Annotated in this window: 29 protein-coding genes and 1 pseudogene; 21 read left to right on the plus strand and 9 right to left on the minus strand. The window is 42.9% G+C overall.

The window, feature by feature from the left end:
• Nucleotides 1-2: 2 nt before the first annotated feature.
• On the plus strand, nucleotides 3-188 hold the full coding sequence (locus PCY06_RS09040; RefSeq protein ID WP_046165754.1) for a DUF3272 family protein: 186 nt from the start codon (nucleotides 3-5) through the stop codon (nucleotides 186-188).
• Nucleotides 189-246: 58 nt separating this feature from the next.
• On the opposite strand, the gene birA is transcribed toward PCY06_RS09040, so the two are convergent.
• On the minus strand, nucleotides 247-1182 hold the full coding sequence (gene birA / locus PCY06_RS09045) for a bifunctional biotin--[acetyl-CoA-carboxylase] ligase/biotin operon repressor BirA (RefSeq protein ID WP_082307708.1): 936 nt from the start codon (nucleotides 1180-1182) through the stop codon (nucleotides 247-249).
• Nucleotides 1183-1198: 16 nt separating this feature from the next.
• The gene (locus PCY06_RS09050; RefSeq protein ID WP_105165152.1) at nucleotides 1199-2200 is read right to left on the minus strand and encodes a LacI family DNA-binding transcriptional regulator; all 1002 of its coding nucleotides are present in this window, start codon (nucleotides 2198-2200) and stop codon (nucleotides 1199-1201) included.
• Between the two features lie 165 nt (nucleotides 2201-2365).
• On the opposite strand from PCY06_RS09050, the gene PCY06_RS09055 reads away from it, so the two are divergent.
• The 15 genes from PCY06_RS09055 to PCY06_RS09125 all read left to right on the plus strand — a co-directional run bounded on the left by PCY06_RS09055 (nucleotide 2366) and on the right by PCY06_RS09125 (nucleotide 16197).
• The gene (locus tag PCY06_RS09055) at nucleotides 2366-3022 is read left to right on the plus strand and encodes a hypothetical protein (RefSeq protein WP_082307707.1); all 657 of its coding nucleotides are present in this window, start codon (nucleotides 2366-2368) and stop codon (nucleotides 3020-3022) included.
• 449 nt (nucleotides 3023-3471) lie between these two features.
• Nucleotides 3472-5040 (plus strand): 2-isopropylmalate synthase, encoded by a 1569-nt coding sequence (locus tag PCY06_RS09060; protein WP_082307706.1) that lies wholly within the window; start codon nucleotides 3472-3474, stop codon nucleotides 5038-5040.
• A gap of 12 nt (nucleotides 5041-5052) precedes the next feature.
• A complete protein-coding gene (gene leuB, locus PCY06_RS09065) occupies nucleotides 5053-6090 on the plus strand; it encodes a 3-isopropylmalate dehydrogenase (protein ID WP_082307705.1) in 1038 nt (345 codons plus the stop codon).
• Nucleotides 6087-6353 (plus strand): DUF1294 domain-containing protein, encoded by a 267-nt coding sequence (locus PCY06_RS09070; protein WP_061594043.1) that lies wholly within the window; start codon nucleotides 6087-6089, stop codon nucleotides 6351-6353. The genes leuB and PCY06_RS09070 overlap by 4 nt, the downstream gene beginning before the upstream one ends.
• Before the next feature lies 1 nt (nucleotide 6354).
• Complete coding sequence (gene leuC / locus PCY06_RS09075) at nucleotides 6355-7737, plus strand: 3-isopropylmalate dehydratase large subunit (protein ID WP_082307704.1); 1383 nt, start codon at nucleotides 6355-6357, stop codon at nucleotides 7735-7737.
• 9 nt (nucleotides 7738-7746) lie between these two features.
• A complete protein-coding gene (gene leuD, locus PCY06_RS09080; protein ID WP_002897735.1) occupies nucleotides 7747-8337 on the plus strand; it encodes a 3-isopropylmalate dehydratase small subunit in 591 nt (196 codons plus the stop codon).
• 99 nt (nucleotides 8338-8436) lie between these two features.
• Nucleotides 8437-9216 (plus strand): L-threonylcarbamoyladenylate synthase, encoded by a 780-nt coding sequence (locus tag PCY06_RS09085; protein WP_082307703.1) that lies wholly within the window; start codon nucleotides 8437-8439, stop codon nucleotides 9214-9216.
• Between the two features lie 189 nt (nucleotides 9217-9405).
• Nucleotides 9406-9843, plus strand: coding sequence for a MarR family winged helix-turn-helix transcriptional regulator (locus PCY06_RS09090; protein WP_008808884.1), 438 nt, complete (start codon nucleotides 9406-9408; stop codon nucleotides 9841-9843).
• 3 nt (nucleotides 9844-9846) lie between these two features.
• On the plus strand, nucleotides 9847-10611 hold the full coding sequence (locus tag PCY06_RS09095; protein ID WP_082307702.1) for a nuclear transport factor 2 family protein: 765 nt from the start codon (nucleotides 9847-9849) through the stop codon (nucleotides 10609-10611).
• Nucleotides 10612-10625: 14 nt separating this feature from the next.
• The gene (locus PCY06_RS09100; protein WP_060553745.1) at nucleotides 10626-11354 is read left to right on the plus strand and encodes an ABC transporter ATP-binding protein; all 729 of its coding nucleotides are present in this window, start codon (nucleotides 10626-10628) and stop codon (nucleotides 11352-11354) included.
• The gene (locus PCY06_RS09105; protein WP_046165740.1) at nucleotides 11347-12867 is read left to right on the plus strand and encodes an ABC transporter permease/substrate-binding protein; all 1521 of its coding nucleotides are present in this window, start codon (nucleotides 11347-11349) and stop codon (nucleotides 12865-12867) included. Before PCY06_RS09100 ends, PCY06_RS09105 begins: the two co-directional genes overlap by 8 nt.
• Before the next feature lie 337 nt (nucleotides 12868-13204).
• The gene (locus PCY06_RS09110; protein WP_060553744.1) at nucleotides 13205-13807 is read left to right on the plus strand and encodes a hypothetical protein; all 603 of its coding nucleotides are present in this window, start codon (nucleotides 13205-13207) and stop codon (nucleotides 13805-13807) included.
• Nucleotides 13807-14598 carry an energy-coupling factor transporter transmembrane component T gene (locus PCY06_RS09115; protein ID WP_172455862.1) on the plus strand — a complete coding sequence of 264 codons (792 nt, stop codon included), beginning with the start codon at nucleotides 13807-13809 and terminating at the stop codon, nucleotides 14596-14598. Before PCY06_RS09110 ends, PCY06_RS09115 begins: the two co-directional genes overlap by 1 nt.
• The gene (locus PCY06_RS09120) at nucleotides 14574-15410 is read left to right on the plus strand and encodes an ABC transporter ATP-binding protein (RefSeq protein ID WP_020901625.1); all 837 of its coding nucleotides are present in this window, start codon (nucleotides 14574-14576) and stop codon (nucleotides 15408-15410) included. The genes PCY06_RS09115 and PCY06_RS09120 overlap by 25 nt, the downstream gene beginning before the upstream one ends.
• On the plus strand, nucleotides 15397-16197 hold the full coding sequence (locus PCY06_RS09125; RefSeq protein ID WP_000103848.1) for an energy-coupling factor ABC transporter ATP-binding protein: 801 nt from the start codon (nucleotides 15397-15399) through the stop codon (nucleotides 16195-16197). The genes PCY06_RS09120 and PCY06_RS09125 overlap by 14 nt, the downstream gene beginning before the upstream one ends.
• Before the next feature lie 224 nt (nucleotides 16198-16421).
• On the opposite strand, the gene PCY06_RS09130 is transcribed toward PCY06_RS09125, so the two are convergent.
• Genes PCY06_RS09130 through PCY06_RS09145 form a run of 4 tightly spaced genes read right to left on the minus strand, consistent with a single transcriptional unit; the run spans nucleotide 16422 to nucleotide 17756 of the window.
• Nucleotides 16422-16583, minus strand: a complete 162-nt coding sequence (locus PCY06_RS09130; protein ID WP_001062367.1) for a hypothetical protein — start codon at nucleotides 16581-16583, stop codon at nucleotides 16422-16424.
• Complete coding sequence (locus PCY06_RS09135) at nucleotides 16571-16798, minus strand: hypothetical protein (RefSeq protein WP_060553741.1); 228 nt, start codon at nucleotides 16796-16798, stop codon at nucleotides 16571-16573. Before PCY06_RS09135 ends, PCY06_RS09130 begins: the two co-directional genes overlap by 13 nt.
• A gap of 12 nt (nucleotides 16799-16810) precedes the next feature.
• Nucleotides 16811-17068, minus strand: coding sequence for a plasmid replication protein (locus tag PCY06_RS09140; RefSeq protein WP_045502463.1), 258 nt, complete (start codon nucleotides 17066-17068; stop codon nucleotides 16811-16813).
• Nucleotides 17061-17756: an IS6 family transposase gene (locus PCY06_RS09145; RefSeq protein ID WP_082307701.1), complete on the minus strand. Its 696-nt coding sequence runs from the start codon at nucleotides 17754-17756 to the stop codon at nucleotides 17061-17063. Before PCY06_RS09145 ends, PCY06_RS09140 begins: the two co-directional genes overlap by 8 nt.
• Before the next feature lie 39 nt (nucleotides 17757-17795).
• Between PCY06_RS09145 and pnuC the strand changes: the two are divergent.
• A pseudogene (gene pnuC, locus PCY06_RS09150) lies at nucleotides 17796-18302 on the plus strand (nicotinamide riboside transporter PnuC); the annotation flags it as partial.
• 35 nt (nucleotides 18303-18337) lie between these two features.
• Here the strand turns inward: pnuC and PCY06_RS09155 are convergent.
• Nucleotides 18338-18670 carry a glucuronide permease gene (locus PCY06_RS09155; protein ID WP_082307700.1) on the minus strand — a complete coding sequence of 111 codons (333 nt, stop codon included), beginning with the start codon at nucleotides 18668-18670 and terminating at the stop codon, nucleotides 18338-18340.
• Between the two features lie 26 nt (nucleotides 18671-18696).
• Nucleotides 18697-19251: a TetR/AcrR family transcriptional regulator gene (locus tag PCY06_RS09160; protein ID WP_061595771.1), complete on the minus strand. Its 555-nt coding sequence runs from the start codon at nucleotides 19249-19251 to the stop codon at nucleotides 18697-18699.
• Nucleotides 19252-19383: 132 nt separating this feature from the next.
• Between PCY06_RS09160 and PCY06_RS09165 the strand changes: the two genes are divergently transcribed.
• Nucleotides 19384-20274 (plus strand): cation diffusion facilitator family transporter, encoded by an 891-nt coding sequence (locus PCY06_RS09165; protein ID WP_061595770.1) that lies wholly within the window; start codon nucleotides 19384-19386, stop codon nucleotides 20272-20274.
• 33 nt (nucleotides 20275-20307) lie between these two features.
• On the opposite strand, the gene galR is transcribed toward PCY06_RS09165, so the two are convergent.
• A complete protein-coding gene (gene galR, locus PCY06_RS09170) occupies nucleotides 20308-21312 on the minus strand; it encodes a DNA-binding transcriptional regulator GalR (RefSeq protein WP_060553736.1) in 1005 nt (334 codons plus the stop codon).
• A 163-nt stretch (nucleotides 21313-21475) separates the two neighbouring features.
• On the opposite strand from galR, the gene PCY06_RS09175 reads away from it, so the two are divergent.
• From PCY06_RS09175 to galT, 3 genes are read left to right on the plus strand one after another with little or no spacing between them, the layout of a single operon-like run.
• On the plus strand, nucleotides 21476-22654 hold the full coding sequence (locus PCY06_RS09175) for a galactokinase (RefSeq protein WP_061595769.1): 1179 nt from the start codon (nucleotides 21476-21478) through the stop codon (nucleotides 22652-22654).
• A gap of 11 nt (nucleotides 22655-22665) precedes the next feature.
• Nucleotides 22666-23325, plus strand: coding sequence for an HAD family phosphatase (locus PCY06_RS09180; protein WP_061595768.1), 660 nt, complete (start codon nucleotides 22666-22668; stop codon nucleotides 23323-23325).
• Nucleotides 23322-24803, plus strand: coding sequence for a UDP-glucose--hexose-1-phosphate uridylyltransferase (gene galT / locus PCY06_RS09185; RefSeq protein WP_301390518.1), 1482 nt, complete (start codon nucleotides 23322-23324; stop codon nucleotides 24801-24803). Before PCY06_RS09180 ends, galT begins: the two co-directional genes overlap by 4 nt.
• Nucleotides 24804-24821 lie beyond the last annotated feature (18 nt).

The following is a 24821-nucleotide window of genomic DNA, read 5'->3' on the forward strand; positions in this document are numbered from 1 at the left end:
TTATGAATAGAAGACAATTTATCACAGTGGCTCTCTTTACGGCTGTTGAAACATACTTTTTTAATGAATCCATAATGTCGGAACACTATTTCATGGCGATTTTCTGGGCCTTTCTGATTTTGCGGAATCTTCAGATTTCCTATGTCATGGGTCGGATTGTTGATGAAATTGATAAACATTTAAAATAAATATAAGAAAAGGACTGAGCTTTCTCAGTCCTTTTATCTTGTGATTTTATGTGGCCTATTACCAACTGCTTAGAGAAACTTCGCCACTATTAAGCCAGATTTCCTGACCATTATCAAGCTGAACGAGGAGCTGCCCACTGTCAGAAACGTCCTTAGCCAAACCCTTGTAGTCAGTATTATTTTGACTGAAGCAGACTTCCCTCCCCAGCACCAAAGAGCGCTGCTTGTAAAGGTAGATGAGTTCTTCTGGATCACTTTCGTAAAAGCATTTCCAGATCTCAGCAATGAGCTCATTACGACTGATTGGAGGTTTCTTATCAAATAAAGATCCGGCCTTGTCCTTGAGGTCTTCAGGAAAAGCTTTAATAGAGAAATTAAAACCAACTCCGATAATAACATCAGTTACTTGCCCATTCTCGATAGAAGTAGTAGCTTCTGTTAGGATGCCAGCTATCTTTTTATTTTTATAATAAATATCATTGACCCACTTGATGTCAATGTCCATAAGAGTTAAATTTTTTATAGCTTTATAGATGGCTCCCGCAGTTAAGATAGTATAAGATGGGATCTGGCCAAAGGGGAGGTTGGGCTTGAGGTGGAGAGACATGTAGAAGCCACCTTGGCTAGGGCAGAAGAAAATACGACTGAAACGGCCACGACCAGCTGACTGGGAGGTGGCTAGATAAAGGGTATCGGATGGGGCGCCAGCTTCCATCCCAGCTTTAGCATCGATTTGAGTGGACTTACAGTCAGGATTGAAGGAAACCTGAACAGGAGCGTGTTCTTCAATCCAAGAAGGAAGTAGCAAATCTCCATCAAGCAATCGATAGCCACGATTCTTGACTGATTCGATTTGAATGCCTTCTTTCTCAAGTTTTTGAATGGCCTTCCAAATAGAGGTCCGAGTAATCCCTAGCTCTTGGGCTATTTTTTCACCATTGACATAATCATCGGCCTGACTAAGAATATCATAGAGTTTTTCGTAGGTTTTCATAGTATGTCTTTCTAATTTAAATGCTGCTTTCTCTAATAGTCAATCTTGTAGCTAATTTGACCATATAAGGAACTGAAGAACCATCTTTTTGGAAACTTTGCTCAAGAATTTGAATGGCTTGTTTTCCCATTTCTTCAGTAAAAACTGTCACAGTACTGAGTTTTGGATACATATATTTGGCTAGAGAAGTATCGTTAAAAGAAATCAAGCCAACTCTTTCTGGGACAGGGATTTTAGCTTCTTGCAAAGCACGCAAGGCGCCTGAGGCTAAGGCATCATTTGCTGCAAAGAAGGCTGGAGGTAGATTGTCACCAAGCTCCATAATGAACTCTTTCATTATTTTATATCCAGCTTCTGAAGAAAAACTCCCAATTTTGATCAAGTTGGGATCATATAGTGTGAGTTGTTTGAGATAGGATTGAAAAGTGTTGAGTCGAGGGTCAGATAGGAGTGTGCTTTTATCAGAAGAGGTTTCTTGGCCAGCAATCATACCAATTTTTTTTAGGCCACTGTTGATAAAGTAATCTATAACATTGATGACGGAGTTTTCAAAGTCGGTTGTGACGCAAGAATGACCAGATTTTAAGGTATCGCTATCGACAAAAACTAAGTTGTCACTGTAAGTTTCCAGTTCTTTTATCTTATCAGGACTAAACTTACCGATAGCAATGATTCCGTCAATATTTTCTAGTTGAGCCATAGAATCATTGTTGAAAATTCTAATGATCTCATAGCCTAATTCTTGAGCTCTTTTTTCAGCTCCTAAACGAATAGAGTAGTAGTAGAGATCATCTAATTCTTCTTGTTCTGTATACCATTCGATTATAGCAACTCTGTGAGAAGATTTAGAATGTTTATTTGTTCTCTTTGATTTTTTATAACCAAGCTGTTCAGCGATAGTAAAAATTTTGGTACGCGTTTCATCACTGACAGACATGGCTTGATCTTGGTTTAAAACTCGCGAAACAGTCGCAGATGAGACACCGGCTGCATGGGCAATATCTTTGATGGTAGCCATACGATTCAATCCTTTTTCTTTACTATTCTTTCATTATACATCAAAAATTAGTAAATCACAAAGCAGAATTTAGTAAAACACCCCAGCATATTTGTCATAGTTATTAGTGGGCAGATTATAGTATGTGGTATAATAAAATAAAGCTTTGAATGAGGAGGATAAAAGATGAAAAGAGCTGGAATTAGTTTTCTTGCATTAACAACTCTTTTATGTGGCTTGTTTTTCCTAACAGCCTGTAAGAAAGGACCGCTAAGTCTTGACCAACAATTTGATGTTTATTCAAAGGCTAAACCGGTCTCCATTTCTGATGGAGAAACTTATTATCTTTGGGTTAAAGATAGTCAAGATAAGACAGTGGATAGCCTGAAGTATATGATTCCAAAAGAATGGGAACTAGATCTTGAACAAAGTCTAAAACCTAATGAAGATGTGGCTTATACTGCTAAAGAAGATGGTCGTTATTTTTTAGTACAAATTTATACTTTGCGTATTCAAGATAATCAGAAACTTTCTGAAAAAGCTCTAAAGCAAACTATGATTGATGACGGTCATCATTTTTCTAAAGAAGGAAAGGTCACTATCGGAGATAAGGAGTGGCTGACAGGATATGAGCGTTCAGAGCAAGCCAACAAGGCTTCAGCTATCTCTTTTTATCGTCTAGAAAAAGACTCGTCTGGAAAACCCATGATTTTAGTGGGGAATTTCCTGTATCCAACTTATCCTGAAAAAGCAGAAGATGATGTAGATGCTTTGGTAGAGAGGGGAATTGGACACTTAAAGACAATTTTAAAGCAGTTGTCTAGTCAAGATCAATTTTCTTAATATTTAAGATTTGATCGAATCTTCCTTTTCCTAATAACAAAAAGACTTGGCTGGGTAGAAACAGAGTGCAGTATATTAAAAATTTTCAGAAAATATCGACTTTTTCTTGACAAGACAAAAATACTGTGTTAGAATTCTAAACAATAAGAAATCATCTCAAAAGGAGTTAGTCAAACATGAAGTCAACCCAATCTTCAAACTTTGCTTTGTTGTTGCGTTACTCGGGCTAGTGCAAAAGCATTAGTCCTGTTTGGCTTACCAAGCGGGAGTAAATCAACATCTCGCTTGTTCCTCAAGTGAGATGTTTTTTTATACCTACTCACCTCAATATTGATTTAGGTTTTTATGTCAGGCTAAAGGTACTAGTCTCTGAGGGATATTTTCCGCTGCTAGTTTACACTATCTTGCCTTGATTATAAGAGTCCTTGTGTATTAGAAAAGGAGTTGCTATGACACGAAAAATTGAGTTTCTTGATACCAGCCTTCGGGATGGTGAGCAGACACCTGGAGTGAACTTTTCCGTTAAGGAAAAGGTTGCTATTGCTAAACAACTTGAAAAATGGGGAATTTCGGCCATCGAGGCTGGCTTCCCAGCTGCTAGTCCAGATTCATTTGAAGCAGTACGGGAAATCGCCAAAGCAATCACCAAAGCTTCGGTCACTGGCCTAGCACGTTCGGTTAAATCTGATATTGATGCCTGCTATGAAGCACTCAAGGATGCTAAGCACCCGCAGATTCATGTCTTCATTGCGACTAGTCCCATTCACAGAGAGTTCAAGCTGAAAAAGTCCAAAGAAGAGATTTTAGAGGCCATTAAGGAACATGTTTCTTACGCTCGCTCTAAGTTTGAGATTGTTGAGTTTTCTCCTGAGGATGCGACACGGACAGAGCTAGATTTTCTGCTTCAAGTCGTTCAGACAGCAGTTGACGCGGGTGCTAGCTACATCAATATTCCAGATACGGTTGGTTTTACTACACCTGAAGAGTTTGGTAATATCTTCAAGTATCTGATTGACAATGTCCAAACGGACCGCGAAATCATTTATAGTCCTCACTGCCATGATGATTTGGGAATGGCAGTAGCCAACAGCTTGTCTGCGATTAAATATGGTGCTGGACGTGTGGAAGGCACGATCAACGGTATTGGTGAGCGTGCTGGTAATGCGGCTCTGGAAGAAGTAGCGGTTGCCCTAGAGATTCGTCAAGACTATTATCAGGTTGAGACAGATATCGTCCTTAATGAAACCATTAATACTTCTGAACTTGTGTCTCGTTTTTCAGGTATTCCAGTGCCTAAGAACAAGGCTGTCGTTGGTGGCAATGCCTTCTCACATGAGTCTGGTATCCATCAGGATGGCGTTCTTAAGAACCCACTGACTTATGAAATCATCACCCCAGAGTTGGTCGGTGTCAAGAGCAACTCACTCCCACTTGGTAAACTCTCTGGTCGCCATGCCTTTGTCGAAAAACTCAAAGAATTGGCTCTGGACTTTGCTGAATCTGAAATTAATAATCTCTTTGCTAAGTTTAAGGTTCTGGCAGATAAGAAAAATGAAGTCACAGATGCTGATATTCGAGCTCTGATTGCTGGAACGACGGTTGAAAATCCAGAAGGATTCAGATTTGATGATCTGCAGTTAACGACCAATGATGACCAAACTATCACAGCTGATGTGCAGTTGGTTAATGGCGATGGTGAGACAGTCACTTGTGTGGCAGAAGGCAAGGGAAGTGTTGAAGCTATCTTTAATGCGATTGACCAATTCTTTAACCAGTCTGTTCAGCTTTTGTCTTATAACATCGAGGCAGTAACGGATGGTATCGACTCACAGGCTCGCGTCTTGGTAGCTGTAGAAAATACGGATACAGATACGATCTTTAACTCTTCTGGTATTGACTTTGATGTTCTTAAGGCTAGTGCTATTGCCTATATCCATGCCAATACCTTTATTCAAAAGGAAAATGCAGGTGAAATTGGCCGTCGCGTTTCTTATCATGATTTACCCGCTAGTGAATAGGAAGGAGTCCCTATGACAAAAAAAATCGTAGCTCTGGCGGGTGATGGTATCGGGCCAGAAATCATGGAAGCAGGTCTTCAAGTACTGGCTGCCATTGCGGATAAGTTCGGTTTTACTTATCATGTTACGGAGAAGGATTTTGGGGGTGCTGGGATTGATGCAGAAGGTCATCCTCTGCCTCAGTCTACTCTAGAAGCAGCCAAGGAAGCAGATGCTATACTCCTAGCAGCTATCGGCAGTCCCCAGTATGATAATGCCCCAGTTCGGCCTGAGCAAGGTTTGCTCGCTCTGCGCAAGGAGCTTGAGCTCTATGCTAATATTCGTCCAGTTAAGATTTATGATGCTCTTAAGCATTTGTCGCCTTTGAAAGCCGAAAGGATCGCTGGTGTGGATTTCGTGGTTGTGCGCGAGTTGACTGGTGGGATTTACTTTGGCGAGCATATTTTGGAGGACAAATCTGCGCGGGATATCAACGACTACAGCTATGAAGAGGTGGAACGAATTGTCCGTAAGGCCTTTGACATTGCGCGTGGTCGCAGAAAGCACGTGACCAGTATTGACAAGCAAAATGTGCTAGCGACATCCAAACTCTGGCGCAGAGTAGCAGATGAAGTGGCCAAGGATTATCCAGATGTGACCTTGGAGCACCAACTGGTGGACAGCGCTGCGATGCTTATGATTACCAATCCTGCTAAGTTTGATGTTGTAGTAACAGAAAATCTCTTTGGGGATATTCTCTCAGACGAGTCCAGTGTCTTGTCAGGGACGCTGGGAGTTATGCCTTCAGCCAGTCATTCGGCTTCTGGACCAAGTCTTTACGAGCCTATCCATGGTTCGGCTCCCGATATTGCGGGGCAGGGTATTGCCAATCCTATCAGCATGATCCTTTCTGTAGCCATGATGCTACGGGATAGTTTTGCAGAGCTTGAAGCAGCAGAAGCGATTGAAGCAGCAGTGGAGAAGACCTTGGCTCAAGGGATTTTAACGCGAGATCTGGGTGGCCAGGCAGGGACAGCTCAAATGACGGAGGCCATTATCAATAGCTTATGAAATGGATACTAACAGGTATTTGCCTGCTATGGAACCTTGTCGTTTTCCTGCTTTATGGCTGGGATAAGCGAAAGGCTAAGAAAAATCACTACCGCATTCCAGAGAAGACTTTGCTGATGTCAGCGTTAGCAGCAGGAGGTTTGGGCGCTTTATTAGGCGGTCAATTCTTTCATCATAAGACCAGAAAATGGTATTTCTGGTTGGCTTGGATTTGCGGAATAATAGTTGAAATCGGAATTTTATATAACATATGGAGAAGCTAGTATGGCTGGAAAATCGATTTTTGATAAGCTGTGGGAAAGGCATGTAATAACAGGTCAAGAAGGCCAGCCTCAGCTTATGTATGTGGATCAGCATTATATTCATGAAGTAACCAGTCCTCAGGCTTTTCAAGGCCTTCGAGACGCAGGGCGCAAAGTTAGACGGCCGGACTTGACATTTGGTACATTTGACCATAATGTTCCTACGGTCAATATTTATGATATCCGGGATGTGATTTCCAAGGCTCAGATTGATAAGCTTTCTGAGAATGTCAAGGATTTTGGCATCGAGCATGCGGCTCACGGATCAGAGTTGCAGGGGATTGTCCATATGGTTGGACCTGAAACAGGCAAGACCCAGCCGGGCAAATTCATTGTCTGCGGTGACAGTCACACGGCCACTCACGGAGCTTTTGGAGCCATTGCTTTTGGAATCGGTACTTCGGAGGTGGAGCACGTCTTTGCCACGCAGACCATTTGGCAGGTCAAGCCTAAAAAAATGCTGGTCAAATTTACCGGAGTGCCACCTAAAGGTGTCTATTCCAAGGACTTTATCCTCGCTCTGATTGCCAGATATGGTGTGGCTGCAGGTGTCGGTCATGTGGTCGAGTATGCTGGTGATGCGATTGACCATCTGACCATGGAAGAGCGTATGACCATCTGCAATATGTCTATTGAGTTTGGCTCCAAGATGGGCATTATGAACCCCGACCAGAAGACCTATGATTACGTTAAGGGTCGGCCGGGCGCTCCCAAGGACTTTGAGGCAGCAGTAGCTGATTGGAAGACTCTGGTCAGTGATCCCGATGCTGTCTATGATAAGGTCATTGAGATTGATGTTTCCACGCTTGCACCAATGGTGACTTGGGGAACCAATCCTTCTATGGGAGTAGAGTTTGGTGCTGCTTTCCCAGAAATACGTGACATGAACGACGAGCGAGCCTACAATTACATGGACCTCGCCCCGGGTAAGAAAGCAGAAGATATTGACCTAGGTTATATCTTTATCGGATCCTGTACTAATGCTAGACTCAGCGATTTGCAGCTGGCAGCTAAGTTTGTCGCTGGTAAGCACATTGCTCCTAATCTGACTGCTATCGTCGTACCAGGCTCTCGCCCAGTCAAGCGGGCTGCTGAAAAAATGGGACTGGATAAAATTTTCATGGATGCAGGATTTGAGTGGCGCGATCCGGGTTGCTCTATGTGCCTGGGAATGAATCCAGATAAGGTGCCAGATGGAGTCCACTGTGCCTCTACAAGTAATCGGAACTTTGAGGATCGGCAAGGCTTTGGAGCTAAGACTCATCTTTGCAGTCCTGCCATGGCAGCAGCGGCAGCTATTGCCGGACGCTTCGTAGACGTCCGTCAGCTACCGGAGATCCAGTAAGGAAGGTTTATGGAAAAATTTACAATCTATACAGGGACAACAGTCCCACTCATGAACGATAATATTGATACGGACCAAATTTTGCCCAAGCAGTTTCTCAAGTTGATTGATAAAAAGGGCTTTGGCAAGTATCTCATGTACGCTTGGCGCTATCTGGACAATCAGTACACCGAAGATCCTGATTTCGTCTTTAATAGACCGGAGTACCGCAAGGCGACTATTCTGATTACAGGGGACAATTTCGGAGCGGGTTCCTCTCGGGAACATGCTGCCTGGGCCTTGGCTGACTACGGTTTTAAGGTAGTTATTGCCGGATCTTTCGGGGATATTCACTACAACAATGAACTTAATAACGGCATGTTACCTATCGTCCAGCCACTGGAAGTTCGGCAAGCTTTGGCGAATCTGAAACCAACGGATCAAGTGACAGTGGATTTGGAACAGCAGAAGATTTTTTCACCGGTGGGAGAATTCTCCTTTGACATTGATGGAGAATGGAAGCACAAGCTCCTCAACGGGTTGGATGATATCGGTATTACCCTGCAGTATGAGGATTTGATTGCAGAATATGAAAAAAATCGTCCATCTTATTGGCAGTAACTATATTTTTGATATATTCAGAAAATTCTAAATATATCTTGTCTCTGATAAAAATATATGGTAAAATAAATCTTAATTTAATAGAAAAGGAATAAACTTATGACAAAACACATTCAATGGAACGGAACTCTTTCACAAGAAGGTTATGACATTCTTAAAGGCGATGGGGGCTGTATCGTTTGTCCGACTAAGGTAGGTTACATCATTATGACCAGCGATAAGGCAGGTTTGGAGCGTAAGTTCGAAGCTAAGGCACGTAACCGTAATAAGCCTGGTGTTGTCCTCTGTGGCAGCATGGATGAGCTCCGTGCTTTGGCTCAGCTCAATCCTGAAATTGAAGCCTTTTATCAAAAGCATTGGGATGAAGATATCCTCTTGGGCTGTATCCTTCCATGGAAGCCTGAAGCTTTCGAAAATCTCAAAGCCTATGGCGACGGTCGAGAAGAGCTGATGACAGACGTTCGTGGAACTAGCTGTTTTGTTATTAAGTTTGGTAAGGCGGGTGAGCAGCTGGCAACCAAGCTTTGGGAAGAAGGTAAGATGGTCTATGCTTCTTCAGCCAACCCATCTGGTAAAGGGAACCGCGGTAAGGTCGAAGGAATTGGCGAGCGCATTGAAAACGCAGTTGACCTAGTCATTGAAGCAGATGAATATGTAGCCTCTATCCAGCCAGACAAGACCATTGAAACTCGCTATGAGCAAGGTGTTATGGTCTCAATGGTTGATAAGGATGGAAAACTGATTCCAGAACAAGGTGGTCAACGTTCCATCTCACCAGCACCAGTTGTCATCCGCAAAGGCTTGGACATTGACAAAATCATGATGCACCTGTCCGATACTTTCAACTCATGGGATTACCGTCAGGGTGAATACTACTAAGATAAAAAGAAGCTCAGTGCGAGAGGGGGATTTCCTCTGTACACTGGGCTTTTTTGTTTGGAATTTTTAGTTTAAAATCTTTATTCAGTTTAAAATTATTTCGAAATAGAATAAAATTCTTGACAGATGTAATATCTGGTGTTACAATAATTTAAAATCGATTCGATATAGAAATAAATTGGAGGAAGTATGAAAGACAGTCATTTAGTAGCCTATCATATTCGTTTGTTGAATGGGCGAATTTTTCAAAAGTTACTGAATCAGGATCCTGAAGCTCTTTATCGAAGTGAGCAGGGCAAGATTCTCACAGTTTTATGGAATAGTGAAACGGGCTGCGCGACGGCGACAGATATTGCGCTGGAGACAGGATTAGCCAATAATACGCTGACGACTATGCTGAAAAAGTTGGAAGAGCAGGGTTTGGTGACCTTTAGTCAGTGTGGTTTAGACAAGCGAAAAAAATATGTAAAGTTGACAGAGCGGGGTTGGTCTCAGAAAGAAGTGGGCCATCGTATCAGTCAAAAATTGGATGCTATTTTTTATAAAGGCTTCTCAGAGGAAGAAATTCGTCAGTTTGAAAGTTATCAGGAACGCATCTTAGCAAATTTAAAAGAAAAAGAGGCATAAATTATGTCAAAACAAGTTGAAAATGCACAAAATCTATACATTCATGCTATTCAAGACGGACGAGTTGCTGAGGCTCAAACTCAGTCTGTAGGAGATACCTACATTCAACACTCGACAGGTGTGCCAGATGGGAAAGAAGGGTTTGCGGCTTTCTTTGCAAATTTCTTTGAGCGCCATCCCGAGCGTGAGATGAAAATTGTTCGCACTATTGAGGATGGCAATCTGGTCTTCGTCCATGTTCATCAATATCTCAATGGTGGGGAAGCTCAATGGGTGACGACAGATACTTTCCGTGCGGATGAGAATGGTCGTATCGTGGAGCATTGGGATGTTATTGACTACTATCGAACACCTGAAAACGGCCAATTAGATCAGATTTTTGGTGATTTTGAAATCACAGATTTGGATAAGACAGCAGAAAATAAAAAGTTAGTCCGTCGTTTCTTGACAGAAATTTTCCAAAATGGGGAACTGGAGCAGTGGAATGATTATGTGGCAGACGATCTGATTCAGCATAATCATGAGATTGGCCAAGGAAGTGCTGCTTATAAAAACTATGTGGCTGAACATGGTGTCACTTTTGATTTTGTTTTCCAGCTTTTGGGACAAGGAAACTATGTGGTCAGCTATGGGCAGACTCAGATTGATGAAGTTGCCTATGCCCAGTACGATATCTTCCGTTTGGAGAATGGCTTGGTTGTGGAGCATTGGGATAATAAGGAAGTTATGCCTAAGGTAGAAGACTTGACTAATCGAGGGAAGTTTTAAATTGAGGAGAAAGAATGATTGAATATAAAAATGTAGCGCTACGCTATACAGAAAAAGATGTTTTGAGAGATGTCAATTTACGGATTGAGAATGGGGAGTTCATGGTTTTAGTTGGACCTTCTGGGTCAGGTAAGACGACCATGATTAAGATCATTAACCGTCTTTTGGAACCCACTGATGGAAATATTTATATGGATGGCAAGCGCATCAAAGACTATGATGAGCGTGAACTTCGTCTTTCTACTGGTTATGTTTTACAGGCCATTGCTCTGTTTCCCAATCTAACTGTTGCAGAAAATATTGCTCTCATTCCCGAGATGAAGGGCTGGACTAAGGAAGAAATTGCTCAGAAAACAGAAGAGCTTTTAGCTAAGGTTGGTTTACCGGTAGCTGAGTATGGGCATCGCTTACCTAGTGAATTATCTGGTGGAGAACAGCAACGGGTCGGCATTGTCCGTGCCATGATTGGTCAGCCTAAAATTCTCCTCATGGATGAGCCCTTTTCGGCCTTGGATGCTATTTCGAGAAAACAGCTACAGGTTCTGACGAAAGAATTGCATAAAGAATTTGGAATGACAACGATTTTTGTGACCCATGATACGGATGAAGCTTTGAAATTGGCGGACCGTATTGCTGTCTTGCAGGATGGAGAGATTCGTCAGGTGGCGAATCCTGAGACGATTTTAAAGGCGCCTGCAACGGACTTTGTAGCAGACTTGTTTGGAGGTAGTGTTCATGACTAATTTGATATCAACTTTTCAGGATCGTTTTGGTGATTGGGTAACTGCTCTATCTCAACATTTGAAGTTGTCACTTTTGACCTTATTACTAGCTATTTTTATTGCTATTCCCTTGGCTGTTTATCTTCGCTATCATGAGAAGTTGGCGGACTGGGTCTTGCAGATTGCAGGGATTTTCCAGACCATTCCGTCTCTAGCCTTGTTGGGACTCTTTATCCCCTTGATGGGAATTGGAACCTTGCCTGCTTTGACGGCTCTAGTGATTTATGCGATTTTCCCGATTTTGCAAAATACCATCACTGGGCTAAAGGGAATTGATCCAAGTCTACAAGAGGCTGGGATTGCCTTTGGGATGACCAGATGGGAGCGTCTCAAGAAGTTTGAAATTCCACTTGCCATGCCTGTCATAATGTCTGGGATTCGGACGGCAGCGGTTTTGATTATCGGCACGGCAACCTTGGCTGCCTTGATTGGGGCAGGGGGACTGGGTTCCTTTATCCTTTTGGGAATTGACCGCAATAATACCAGTCTGATTTTGATTGGGGCACTTTCTTCTGCAGTGCTTGCTATTGCCTTTAACTTCCTACTAAAAGTGATGGAAAAAGCAAAATTGCGGACGATTTTCTCTGGTTTTGCCTTGGTGACCATATTGCTCGGTCTGTCTTATAGTCCAGCACTCTTAGCTCAAAAAGAGAAAGAAAACTTGGTGATTGCTGGAAAATTGGGACCAGAACCCGAAATTTTGGCCAATATGTATAAGTTGCTGATTGAAGAAAATACCAGTATGACTGCGACTGTTAAACCGAATTTTGGGAAAACAAGCTTCCTCTATGAAGCTCTGAAAAAAGGGGACATTGATATCTATCCTGAATTTACCGGTACGGTGACTGAAAGTCTGCTTCAACCATCTCCTAAAGTAGGTCATGAGCCAGATCAGGTTTATCAAGTGGCGCGTGATGGCATTGGCAAACAAGATCATCTTGCCTATCTCAAACCTATGTCTTATCAAAACACCTACGCTGTAGCTGTTCCGAAAAAAATTGCTCAAGAATATGGCTTGAAGACCATTTCGGACTTGAAAAAAGTGGAAGGGAAGCTGAAGGCAGGCTTTACTCTCGAGTTTAATGACCGTGAAGATGGCAATAAGGGCTTGCAATCAATGTATGGTCTCAATCTCAACGTAGCGACCATGGAGCCAGCTCTTCGCTATCAGGCAATTCAGTCAGGCGATATTCAAATCACAGATGCCTATTCGACAGATGCAGAGTTGGCGCGTTATGATTTGCAGGTCTTGGAAGATGACAAGCAACTCTTCCCACCTTATCAAGGAGCGCCACTCATGAAAGAAGCTCTTCTCAAGAAACATCCTGAGTTGGAGACAGTTCTCAATAAACTAGCAGGTAAAATTACTGAAAGCCAGATGAGCCAGCTCAACTACCAAGTCGGTGTTGAAGGTAAGTCAGCAGAACAAGTAGCCAAGGAGTTTTTACAAGAACAAGGTTTGTTGAAGAAATAGATTGAGAATGTCAAACTCAACTTATTTAGACGACCATATAGAAAAATGCTCAGACAATCTTGTCTGGGCTTTTTTGGTGTCAGAATTAATGATTTTCATTTTTAAATGAAAATAAGCGGAAATTTTCAGGATTTTCTAAATTTTTACTGTAAATACACTTGACTATTCAGAAATTAGGTGTATAATGTGTTGTGAACTACTTAACAAATAAGGATTTCCAGCTCATGTCGACTAAGGATGGAAATCTTGTGTATAGACAGTTCAGTAGATATATAATAGAGCGTTGCGTCCGAAAGTCTATCCAGACACGGCTCTTTAAAAACAAAAGGAGAAGATTATGAAAATAGAACCGATTCATCGTACCAGTATGTGGAAATTTAGGTTAAGTGCTGCCACCATGACTTTGATTCCCGCTGCCGTGGGGATTAACTATGTTGCCAAAGCCTTGGCGGAGGGGTTAAAGTTGCCCGTTTGGCTGGGGTCTTTGGGAACCTTTCTTACCAGCATGTTGGCTGGGCCGGTTGCCGGTGCCATTAGTGGTTTCATCAACAACGTGATCTATGGGCTGACCTTATCGCCAATTTCAACCGTGTATGCGATTACCAGCATCGGAATTGGGATTGCTGTCGGAGTTTTGCACGCCAATGGGTGGTTCTCGTCAGCGCGACGAGTATTTGTTTCTGCTATTATTATTGCCATCGTTTCAGCTGTCATTTCAACGCCACTCAACGTCATCTTTTGGGGTGGTCAGACCGGTATCGCTTGGGGTGACTCATTGTTTGCGGTAATGGTCGCCAATCATGCACCAGTGTGGCTGGCCTCATTTACCGATGAGTTCGTCTTGGATATTTTGGATAAAGTCTGCGTGGCCTACCTGGCATTCTTCATCTATCGTCAGCTGCCGAAGCGGATGGTGCACTTCTTTAGCGATGATAAATGATGACTGATAAAACAATGATTTCTGGAGCGCCACGGGTCAAGCTCAAGTGGTACCAGGTGATCGATCCGATTACTAAGCTCTTGTTCATCTTGGACATGACGTTGTTGAGCTTTGCCAGTATGAATTTATTGCTTCAGGCCGGATTAATTCTTGTCGCAACACTGCTATTGTTATTTTCCAAATTGAGTTCTACCACCTTTAAGGCGCTGGGATTCAGCCTGTTTCTGATTTGCACCATGCTGATCATCCAAGGGTTATTTTACAGTCGGAATCAAACTGTGCTGTTTTCTGTGCTTGGGGTGTCGTTCTACAAAGAAGGCCTGATTTACGCCACCACTCTGGGTTGTCGAGTATTGGTGATTATTTTGACCAGTGGCTTTTTTATGGTGACCACGAGTATTTCAGAAAACGCGGCCTATTTGGAACTGTCCGGATTGTCTTATAAAACCGTCTACGTTCTGATGTCGGTGTGTTATATTTTGCCGGAAATGATGCGCAATATGCGGAAAATCCAGCAGGCACAAAAAGTTCGCGGAACCAATCCGCAAAAAACGTTGATTCAGAAATTAAAGTCAGTCCTGCCGGTTCTAATTCCATTGGTGATTAAGACCTTAGATCAATCGATGACGCGGTCGATTTCTCTCCAACTGAGAGGTTTTGATAATCTCAACCGGACTGTCAGAACCTCCCAGCGCGTGTATCGCCTGTCGCGGACGCTGCACATTGGTCTGACTGGATTGGCAATTTTATTGATTGGGTGGAAGATATGGACGAAGATAAACGGATTGTAATTGAAAATTTGACCACCCGTTATCCGGGTACTGAGCAACCACAACTGCGTCAGATTAACGCGGAGGTTCATACCGGCCAGGTGGTTGGGATTATCGGGAATAGCCACTCCGGCAAATCGACTTTGTGCCGTGTGCTGGCAGGGGTCATTCCCAAAATTGTGTCTGCTGAGATTGAGGGCGATTGGCACATGTTTGGCCAGCGAGTGTCTGACAATTGGCCCGTTTATAATGCCATGAATGGAGTTGTACTGCAAAATCCAGCTGGCCAACTAAGCGGGTTGGCAGACACGGTTGCCGATGAAATCGCCTTTGACTTGATTAATCAGGGAATGGCTGAAGGACTGATTCAAAAACGGGTTGAAGAAGTTGCCACGCAAATGGGGCTGATTGAACAGCTGAATTTGCGTCCCGAGAGCCTTTCCGGTGGTCAGATCCAGCGGTTGGCAATTGCCACGGCGATTGTGGCTAATCCGGCTGTTTTGATTATGGATGATCCGACCAGTGAGATGGATCCCCTTGGCCGCCGGCAATTTTTCCAATGGCTGGCCCAAGTCAAAGAGACGACTGTCTTCATTGTCACCAGTGAAATTGACGATTTGTGCGAAGTCGCCGACGTTGTGTGGGTGCTGCACGAGGGTCAAATGGTAGCCCAGGGCAGGCCGGGTGAGGTGTTTAATCATTTGGTAGCTGACTGGCAGATTCCAGCCCCGACAATCCAGCAACTTGCTCAAAAAATGGATTGGCACTTGGCTGATGGCCGGTATCCGGTGAATTACGCTGATCTGAAGGAGGTTCGTTATGTCCACAATTGAACTGAGCCACCTGACGTTCACTTATCCGGAACGGTCCTTTAGCTTGGATGTTGAAGACAAACACTTCGCCGATCCGATGGTGGCGATTGTCGGCCAAAATGGTGCCGGCAAATCAACGCTCTTCAAATTGTTGACGGGTTTGCTGACACCACAAACCGGTGTGATTAAGATCGATGGAGAAAATTTTAATGATCTTAAACCAGTCGAAAAGTTACTGAAGGTTGGGATTACTTTTCAGAATCCTGACGATCAGCTTTTCAACCCGACCGTTCAACGAGAGGTGGAGTGGAATGTCGCGCAGGTCATGGATGACCACGACACGATTACGAGGCGGGCTTTAGCGGCTCTAAAAAGAGTTGGCTTGGATGATAAAACAGCTGAAAGTCCATATGACCTGTCATTGTCGGAACGCAAGCTGTTGAGCGTTGCCACAGTTTTGGCAGTGGATCCGGCGATTTATTTATTTGATGAGCCGATGATGTCGCTTGATTGGGAAAGCCGGCGCAAGTTGACCGCAATTTTCCATCAGTTGGCTGATTCGGGCCACCAAGTTGTGACCATCACCCATGACATGGATTGGGTCGCCGCCGAGTTTGAGTCGGTGTATGTTATGGAACACGGGAAGTTTGGCTTCGCCGGCAGTCCACGGGAATTGTTCAGCAATCACGAACTTGTCCAGCGAGTGGGATTACTACCACCGCGGATTATGGACATAGCGGAGTCGCTGGGTGATTCACAGACATATTTATCGGTTAATGATTATTGCCAGAAAAATCGAGATGTATAGAAAAAGTCACCTCTGCGGGTTTTCCAGGTTGAAGGATTAACTTCAGCTTCTGGCAAGAACTCACATGGGTGACTTTTGTGTTTAATAACGTTTCATGATCATCGGGTGCTTCCTCAGATCACTCGGTTTGATTTTACTTTGTTTCATGGTCATAATCATATACCATTTCTTTTGGATTTTTTGTTTGACTAATACAAAATAGGTCTTCATAGGTCTTCGCATTTTTAGCGCCCATTAGGATCATCAGTATAATTTTCTGAATTAGGAGACTGTCCCATCACTATTCGAACTTCGTCTCCCAACTTACGCTGTTCCCATTCATCCGTGAATCCTTTAAATCGCAATTCTGGAACTTTCTTTTTAACTGAATCATCTATTTTCGCCATAGTCCCCACCATTTTATTGGTTTTTCTTGTTCTTCTATCCTTTTTTGATCTTTGATTTTTTCTTGTAAATTTTCCAACTTCTCTTTAAGAGCGTTCACTTCATCTTTATATTGATTGTCTAAGTGTTTGAATTCTGTTTCCTGTGAGGGCATTTTGAGGGCTTTTAAGTTATCATTTTCCGCCTTGTATTCTTCTAGCAACTTTTTATCTTGCAAGGCTAATTGTTGTTACTGGTCTAACAAATTAGTTAGTTTTTCTATTTGTTGGTCTTTGCTACTTATTTGTTGGTCTTTGGTATTTGATTTGCTACTACTTTCTAATTTACCTAAAATTATTTTTTCTGCTTTAGAATTTATTAGATTAGACCCATTGGAACTTTTAAGCTGTAATTCTTTTGGTAACCTTTGGTAGTGATATTGAATATTTTGTTTTGTAACACTCAACTCATCCGCCAGCTCTTTGATCGTTTTTAAGTCTTCACTCATGGTTTAAGTCTTGCCTTTTAACCGTTGGTAGATATTGTTCAATGGCTTTTTTGAGGTAGCGTGCGATATTATGCTTAGAATATTCTTCACGTCTGCTGGCAACATAAGACAAGTGGTCTTTAACACTATTTAGCCCTCTTAATTCTTTCAGTTCGTCATAGAGGGGGTAAACATGGACTTGCAATCCTGCCATGATTTTTGTATCATGCATTTCAAACGGACTTAGCAACATATTTTCTAGGAATAGCATGGTGTACTTGCTTTTCATTGCTTCAATAGCTAGCTTATCTTCGGTTTCTGCTTTGCGTGCTTTATCTTCTTGATAGGCGGTATCTTCTAACTTATAGCTGTTATCGTCTGCTCGACGTTTCTTTCGTAACCAGATATCCAATGTTAAACCGTCCGCATCAATCGCTCGATAGAGATAATGCCAACGCCCCTTAATTTTGATATAGGTTTCATCCATTTTCCACGAATAGAAGGACTGTTTATTTTTCTTTTTCCAGAGATGATAGAGGATTTTACTGTATTCTTGAACCCACCGATAAATCGTAGTGTGACAAACATTTATTCCACGGTCATAAAGCAATTCATGAACTTCACGATAGCTCAGATTGTAACGTAGGTAATAACCAACAGCGACAATGATGACGTCTTGTTGGAATTGTTTGCCTTTAAAATGATTCATCTCTCAAGCCTTACTAACCTTTTTTCTGCTCTTTGAGAAGCTGAAGGTCGTGCTAGTAACTACCTATTTGGTTTGATTAATTCCATCATTTATCTGGTGCTTGCCCTTCAAAAAGGCTTCTATGGTGAGGTGCTGACGACACTCTACTTTACGGCCATGCAGCCAATTGGACTTCTAGTGTGGATCTACCAAGCACAGTTCAAGAAAGAAAAGCAGGAGTTTGTCGCGCGTAAACTGGACGGCAAGGGTTGGACCAAGTATCTTTCCATTAGTGTTCTTTGGTGGTTGGTATTTGGGTTCATTTATCAGTCTATCGGAGCCAATCGTCCTTATCGCGATTCCATCACCGATGCGACCAATAGGGTTGGGCAAATCCTCATGACAGCTGTTTACCGTGAACAATGGATATTCTGGGCAGCTACCAATGTCTTTTCTATCTATCTCTGGTGGGGAGAAAGCCTGCAAATTCAAGGAAAATACCTGATTTACTTGATCAATAGTCTAGTTGGGTGGTATCAGTGGAGCAAGGCAGCAAAGAGTGCTTAAAAAAGTAAAAAAGGATCAGATGATCCTTTTTTGTGTTAGAGCAAAATGAATAATACCGTAATGATAATAGCGCTCGTTATACGAACGATGTGGTGCGAGATATGTTGAGTTTCTTTCTGTTGGCCGTTCCAGTAGGCTCCATAGCAGACGATACTCGAGCCCACAATCCATAGAAGAATGGTTGCAAGCGGAACGAAGTAAAAGATAGCTAGAGCCAGAGAGGTGATGCAGCTGCCGACCAAAATCCATTTATTTCCTAGACAGTAGTTTTTTTGTTTTATGGCTGAAAAAGCAGCAGCAAGGTGAAGCAATGAGAAGGCGAGAGCTAGTACAATTGTTAGTATTCCTAGAATCATCGAAGTTAACATAGTTGGTTCCTTTCTGAGTTACAGGATTAGTTATCAAGTGGAGTTGTAGAGGTCATCTCCATTACATCAAGGTAAAATCTCACCACTTGGCCTTCGGTATAAGATTTTCCTTTTTTTAGCCACCAAGTTAGGGTCTCGATAAAGTTCGTCACAACAAAATGTTGAAGGTAGGAGGCCGGAATGTTTGGATAGGCCTCTTGCAAGTCACCCGCTACCATGGGATAAACGTGGTGTTCGAGTTCCTTGTGTAGTTGGCGGAGGAAGTAGTCGTTTTTGGAAAAAAGAAGACTGGTGACATGGTCCTGGTTTTTTTGAAAATGTAAAAAGATATGTGCGAGGTAGTCCTCGGTAGTAAAGTGTCCTTCCCTTTCAAAGAGATGATGAAAGAGGTAGCGACAGAGCTCATCTAAAAGGAGTTCCTTACTTTCATAGTGACAGTAAAAAGTAGAACGTCCAACATCTGCTAGGTCAATGATATCCTGGACAGTAGTGGCATCATAGCCCTTATCGTTCAAAAGTTGTAAAAAAGTTTGATAGATGGCTTTTTTAGTCTTACTGACTCGACGATCTCTTTTTGACATATAGACACTTGAGACAAACTGTTCAGAACTGAACAGGGCTGACAGTTTGCTTCTATCCTTTCTTTGAATTTTATTAGATAATACAAATGAAAGAAGTATGTATATACCCATTATACCAAAGGAGGGAGAGAAATGAGTTCTAAAACATCTATCTGGTTAGCTTTTTTCTTAAATTTAAGCTATGCGATTGTTGAGTTTATCGCAGGAGGAATCTTTGGTTCGAGTGCAGTTCTTGCTGATTCTGTTCATGACTTGGGAGATGCTATGGCCATTGGTATCTCAGCCCTTTTAGAAACGATCTCCAATCGTGAAGAAGATAGGCAGTACACCTTGGGTTATAAACGTTTTAGTCTTTTAGGGGCCATGCTAACGGCTGTGATTCTTATGATAGGGTCTGTCCTAGTGATCTTGGAAAATGTCACAAAGATCGTTCACCCTCAACCCGTTAATGAAAATGGTATCCTATGGCTGGGAATCATTGCAGTGGCTATTAATGTGCTAGCTAGTCTAGTAGTCCGTAAAGGAAAGACAAAGAACGAGTCAATTCTTAGCTTGCATTTTTTGGAAGACACTCTTGGTTGGTTGGCCGTCATCCTAATGGCGATTATCCTCCGATTTACAGATTGGTATATCCTCGATCCGCTTTTATCGCTGGTTATTTCTATCTTTATTCTGTCGAAAGCCATTCCTCGCTTTTGGAGCGCACTGAAGATTTTCCTAGATGCTGTGCCAGAAGGAGTCGAGACAAGTGATTTGGAGAAGGATTTAGAGGCTCTACCCAATGTCAACAGTGTCAATCAACTTAGCATTTGGTCCATGGACGGTCTGGAGAATAATGCTATTGTTCACATTTGTATCAAGGACTGGGAACAGATGATGGAGACCAAAGAAGTGGTGCGTCAATGTTTAAAAGAAAGAGGCGTGCAGAATATCACTATTGAAGTGGACAGCAGTCAAAGCAATCATGCGCAACATAGGCGGAGGGTGAGAACCATAGAGCAGAAGCATGGGCATCATCATTAGAAAAACGATCTCGCTAGAGGTCGTTTTGTTATCCTATTCATTCCTCGTACTTTCTCTCAAAGTCAGTCTGGTTCCCAGCATGGTTAGGCTAGGTATTTTGCGACCGTGGAGAACTTCCTTGTTAAGAATATCCATACCTGCTCGGCCCATTTCTTCGGTATAGACGGTAATGCTAGAAAGAGGAGGATAGACCTGCTTGGTCAGGCTAGTGTCGTTAAAAGAAATGAGGCTGACGCGGTCTGGTAGGCTGATTCCAGCTTCTTGGAGAGCACGAAGGGCACCGATGGCTAAACTATCGCTGGCAGCGAAAAAGGCTGGTGGGAGTTGTTCTCCTAGCTTGTGAATGGCCTCCTTCATCAAGTCATAGCCAGATTGGGCAGTAAAGCTCCCCTGAAAGACCAGTTCTCCATGGTAGATTCCATTTGCTTGGGTAATGTCTTTGAAATTTTCTAGTCGCTTATCCTGGATGATTTCTTCCTGGTCGGTTGTTTCTTCAAGACCTGTGAGAATTCCGATACGGTTCATACCTTGGCTGAGGAAATGGTCTACAACTTGTTTCACAGCAGTGTAAAAGTCCGTAATAATACAGGTGTGTCCCAACGAGAGGGTATCACTGTCTATAAAGACTAAAGGTTTTTGGTATTCTTCAAAGGCAGAGATCTGTGATCGACTGAACTTTCCAATACAGAGTATCCCGATTACTTCCTCGCTCAGTGTAAAAGGATGGTCGTTAAAATAGCGCAAGATATCATAGTCCAACTCTTGGGCTCTTTTTTCAATACCGAGACGAATCTGGTAGTAGTAGAGGTCGTCCAACTCCCCTTGTTCGCTGACCCATTGGATAATGGCAATTTTTTGCTTGGGCTTATGGGATTCGCCTGTCTTGAGGTGCTTGGTATAGCCCAGTTCTTCAGCGACAGTTAAAATACGGTGTCTGGTTTCTTCTGTAACAGATAGACTCTGGTCGCGATTGAGGACACGAGATACGGTCGCGATAGAGACAGAGGCTAGCTGTGCGATGTCTTTTAAGGTAGCCATAAATCCTCCTCCTTTTAGGTTAGTATATCATATTTTTCTGCTTTTTACTGATAGTTTAGTAAAAGTTCAGTAAAAAGGATTGACCTTGGTAAATCCCTTAGATACAATAGAAGAAAACGATTACACGTTAAGATGACTTAACGACAGTCAAAGGAGAATTCATATGACACAACATCTTACTACTGAAGCCCTTCGCAAAGACTTTCTTGCCGTTTTTGGTCAAGAAGCAGACCAAACTTTCTTTTCACCAGGTCGTATCAATCTGATTGGTGAACACACAGACTACAACGGTGGGCACGTTTTTCCGGCGGCTATTTCTTTGGGGACTTATGGGGCGGCTCGCAAGCGTGACGACCAAGTCTTGCGTTTTTACTCAGCCAACTTTGAGGACAAGGGCATTATAGAAGTTCCTCTAGCTGACCTCAAATTTGAAAAAGAGCACAGCTGGACCAACTATCCAAAAGGGGTTCTTCATTTCTTGCAAGAAGCTGGACACGTGATTGACAAAGGGTTTGATTTTTATGTTTATGGGAATATCCCAAATGGAGCTGGCTTGTCATCATCAGCATCTTTGGAACTCTTGACTGGTGTTGTGGCAGAGCATCTCTTTGATTTAAAACTAGACCGTTTGGATTTGGTTAAAATCGGAAAACAAACAGAAAACAACTTTATTGGAGTCAACTCTGGTATCATGGACCAGTTTGCCATCGGTATGGGTGCAGACCAACGTGCTATTTACCTAGATACCAACACTCTAGAATACGACTTGGTGCCGCTTGATTTGAAAGACAATGTCGTTGTCATCATGAACACCAACAAACGCCGTGAACTGGCGGACTCTAAATACAATGAACGCCGTGCTGAGTGCGAAAAAGCTGTTGAAGAACTGAACCGTAAGCTATCTATCGCAACCTTGGGTGAGTTGGACGAGTGGTCCTTTGACGAGTATAGCTATCTAATAGAGGACGAAAATCGTCTCAAACGGGCTCGCCATGCTGTTTTGGAAAATCAGCGCACTTTGCAAGCGAGGGCCGCTTTGCAGGCAGGTGATCTTGAAAAGTTTGGCCGTCTCATGAATGCGTCTCATGTTTCATTGGAGCATGACTATGAAGTGACTGGTCTAGAGCTGGACACCTTGGTTCACACGGCCTGGGAGCAAGAAGTTGTTCTGGGGGCTCGTATGACCGGAGCTGGCTTCGGTGGTTGCGCCATTGCTTTAGTTGCTAAGGATGCGGTGGATTCTTTCAAAGAAGCAGTTGGCAAACGCTATGAGGAAGTAGTTGGATACGCTCCAAGCTTCTATATCGCTGAAGTTGCATCGGGGACACGAGTTTTAGACTAGGAGAGAAGTAAATGGACGCTGTAATATTTGATTTAGATGGCTTATTAGCTGATACTGAGATCATTTCTCTAAAAGTTTATCAAGAATTGCTTAAAGATTTTGGAATTCCTTTTACAGAAGAAACATATTCTAGAGAATACAGTGGACATAGGGAAGAGGAGAATGTTCAACGATTTTTAGATACCTATGATTTACCTTGGAACTTTGACCAAACCTTGGAAAAAGTTTATGAACTGGAAGCTCGAATATTAGACAAAGGTGTAAATTTAAAAAAAGGTGCTAAAAATTTGCTTGCTTTTTTGAAAAGAGAAGGTATTCCAATCGCTCTAGCAACTTCAAGTGTTGAATCTAGAGCTAGAATGATCTTGGATAGTAATGGTATACTGTCCCTATTTGACCATCTAGTTTTTGCAAAAGATGTAAAGCGAAGCAAACCTTACCCTGATATATTTTTAAAGGCCTGTAGTGATTTGAATGTTTTACCAGAGAATTGCTTAGTATTAGAGGATAGTGAAGCAGGGATTGCAGCAGCGTATAGAGCTGGGATACCAGTTATTTGTATTCCAGACTTAAAAATGCCAGCACAGTCTTTCTTAAATAAAACAGAACAAGTTTTTCAAGATTTAGATGCTGTCAGAGACTATTTAGAAAGTAGGAAGGAGAATCAATGAGTCAGGGAGTTCTAGATGCATTTATCACAGAAGTCATTGCAGAAAGTACCTTTGAGGAAATAGATCGAATCTACCTGATCAATCGTGTTCTGGCACGAGTGGGAGATGGTGTTTTGGAAGTTGAGACTGATCTGGATAAATTGATTGACCTCAAGGACCAGCTGGTTGAGGAGGCAGTTAGATTAGAGACGATTGAGGATAGACAGACTGCGCGTGAAATCCTTGGTGCTGAGCTTATGAACTTCATCACACCAGCCCCTAGCCAGCTCAATCGGGACTTCTGGACGACTTATGCTTTTAATCCTGAGCAAGCTGTGGCTGATTTTTACCAGCTTAGTCAAAAGAATGACTATATCAAGGTCAAGGCTATTGCTAAAAACATTGCATTCAAAGCACCGACCGCTTATGGAGATTTGGAAATCACCATCAATCTCTCTAAGCCAGAAAAGGATCCCAAGGAAATTGCAGCAGCTAAAAAGGCAAAGAATAGCAATTATCCAGCCTGCCAGCTCTGCATGGAAAATGAAGGTTACCAGGGTCGCTTGGATCACCCAGCCAGAGCCAATCATCGCATTATTCGATTTGACTTGGCTGGACAGGAGTGGGGCTTCCAGTATTCGCCCTATGCCTACTTTAATGAGCATTGCATCTTTCTGCACAGCCAGCACCTTCCTATGGCGATTAGCCGGCTGACCTTTGAGCGCTTGTTGGACATCGTTGAGACCTTTCCAGGCTATTTCGCTGGCTCAAATGCCGACCTGCCTATTGTTGGCGGCTCTATCCTGACTCACGACCACTATCAGGGCGGACGTCATACCTTCCCTATGGAAATAGCAGAGATGGATTGCAGCTTTACTTTTAGAGGATTTGAAGAAGTAGAGGCAGGCATAGTCAAGTGGCCCATGTCCGTCATTCGGCTGAAATCTGAGAAGAAGGAATTGTTGATTGAGTTGGCTGACAAGATCCTGCAAGCTTGGCGCACTTATTCTGACCCAAGTGTGCAGGTGTTGGCAGAGTCTGAGGGTGAGCCTCACCATACCATCACACCGATTGCCCGCAGGAAAGATGGATCTTTTGAGCTAGACTTGGTCTTGCGGGACAATCAAACGTCGCCAGAACACCCAGACGGCATTTACCATCCTCATAGGGATGTGCAGCATATTAAGAAAGAAAATATCGGTCTGATTGAGGTGATGGGGCTGGCTATTCTGCCGCCTCGGCTCAAGGAAGAACTCAAACAGGTAGAACTTTTCCTACTAGGAGAAAACTGTCAGGTTGTTGCCTATCATCAGGAGTGGGCCAATCAACTCAAAGACCAGAATCCAGATGTTACCGCTGAGACGGTGGAAGGAGTAGTTCAGGCATCGGTTGGGCAAATTTTCAGCCGTGTATTGGAGGATGCTGGAGTTTATAAGCGAACAGAGGAAGGGCAGGAGGCTTTCATGCGCTTCGTCCAATCCGTTGGCATCCAGCCTTAGGAAATGTGTTATAATGAA

The organism is Streptococcus sp. SG1, from assembly GCF_030439935.1.
GTDB lineage: Bacteria > Bacillota > Bacilli > Lactobacillales > Streptococcaceae > Streptococcus > Streptococcus gordonii.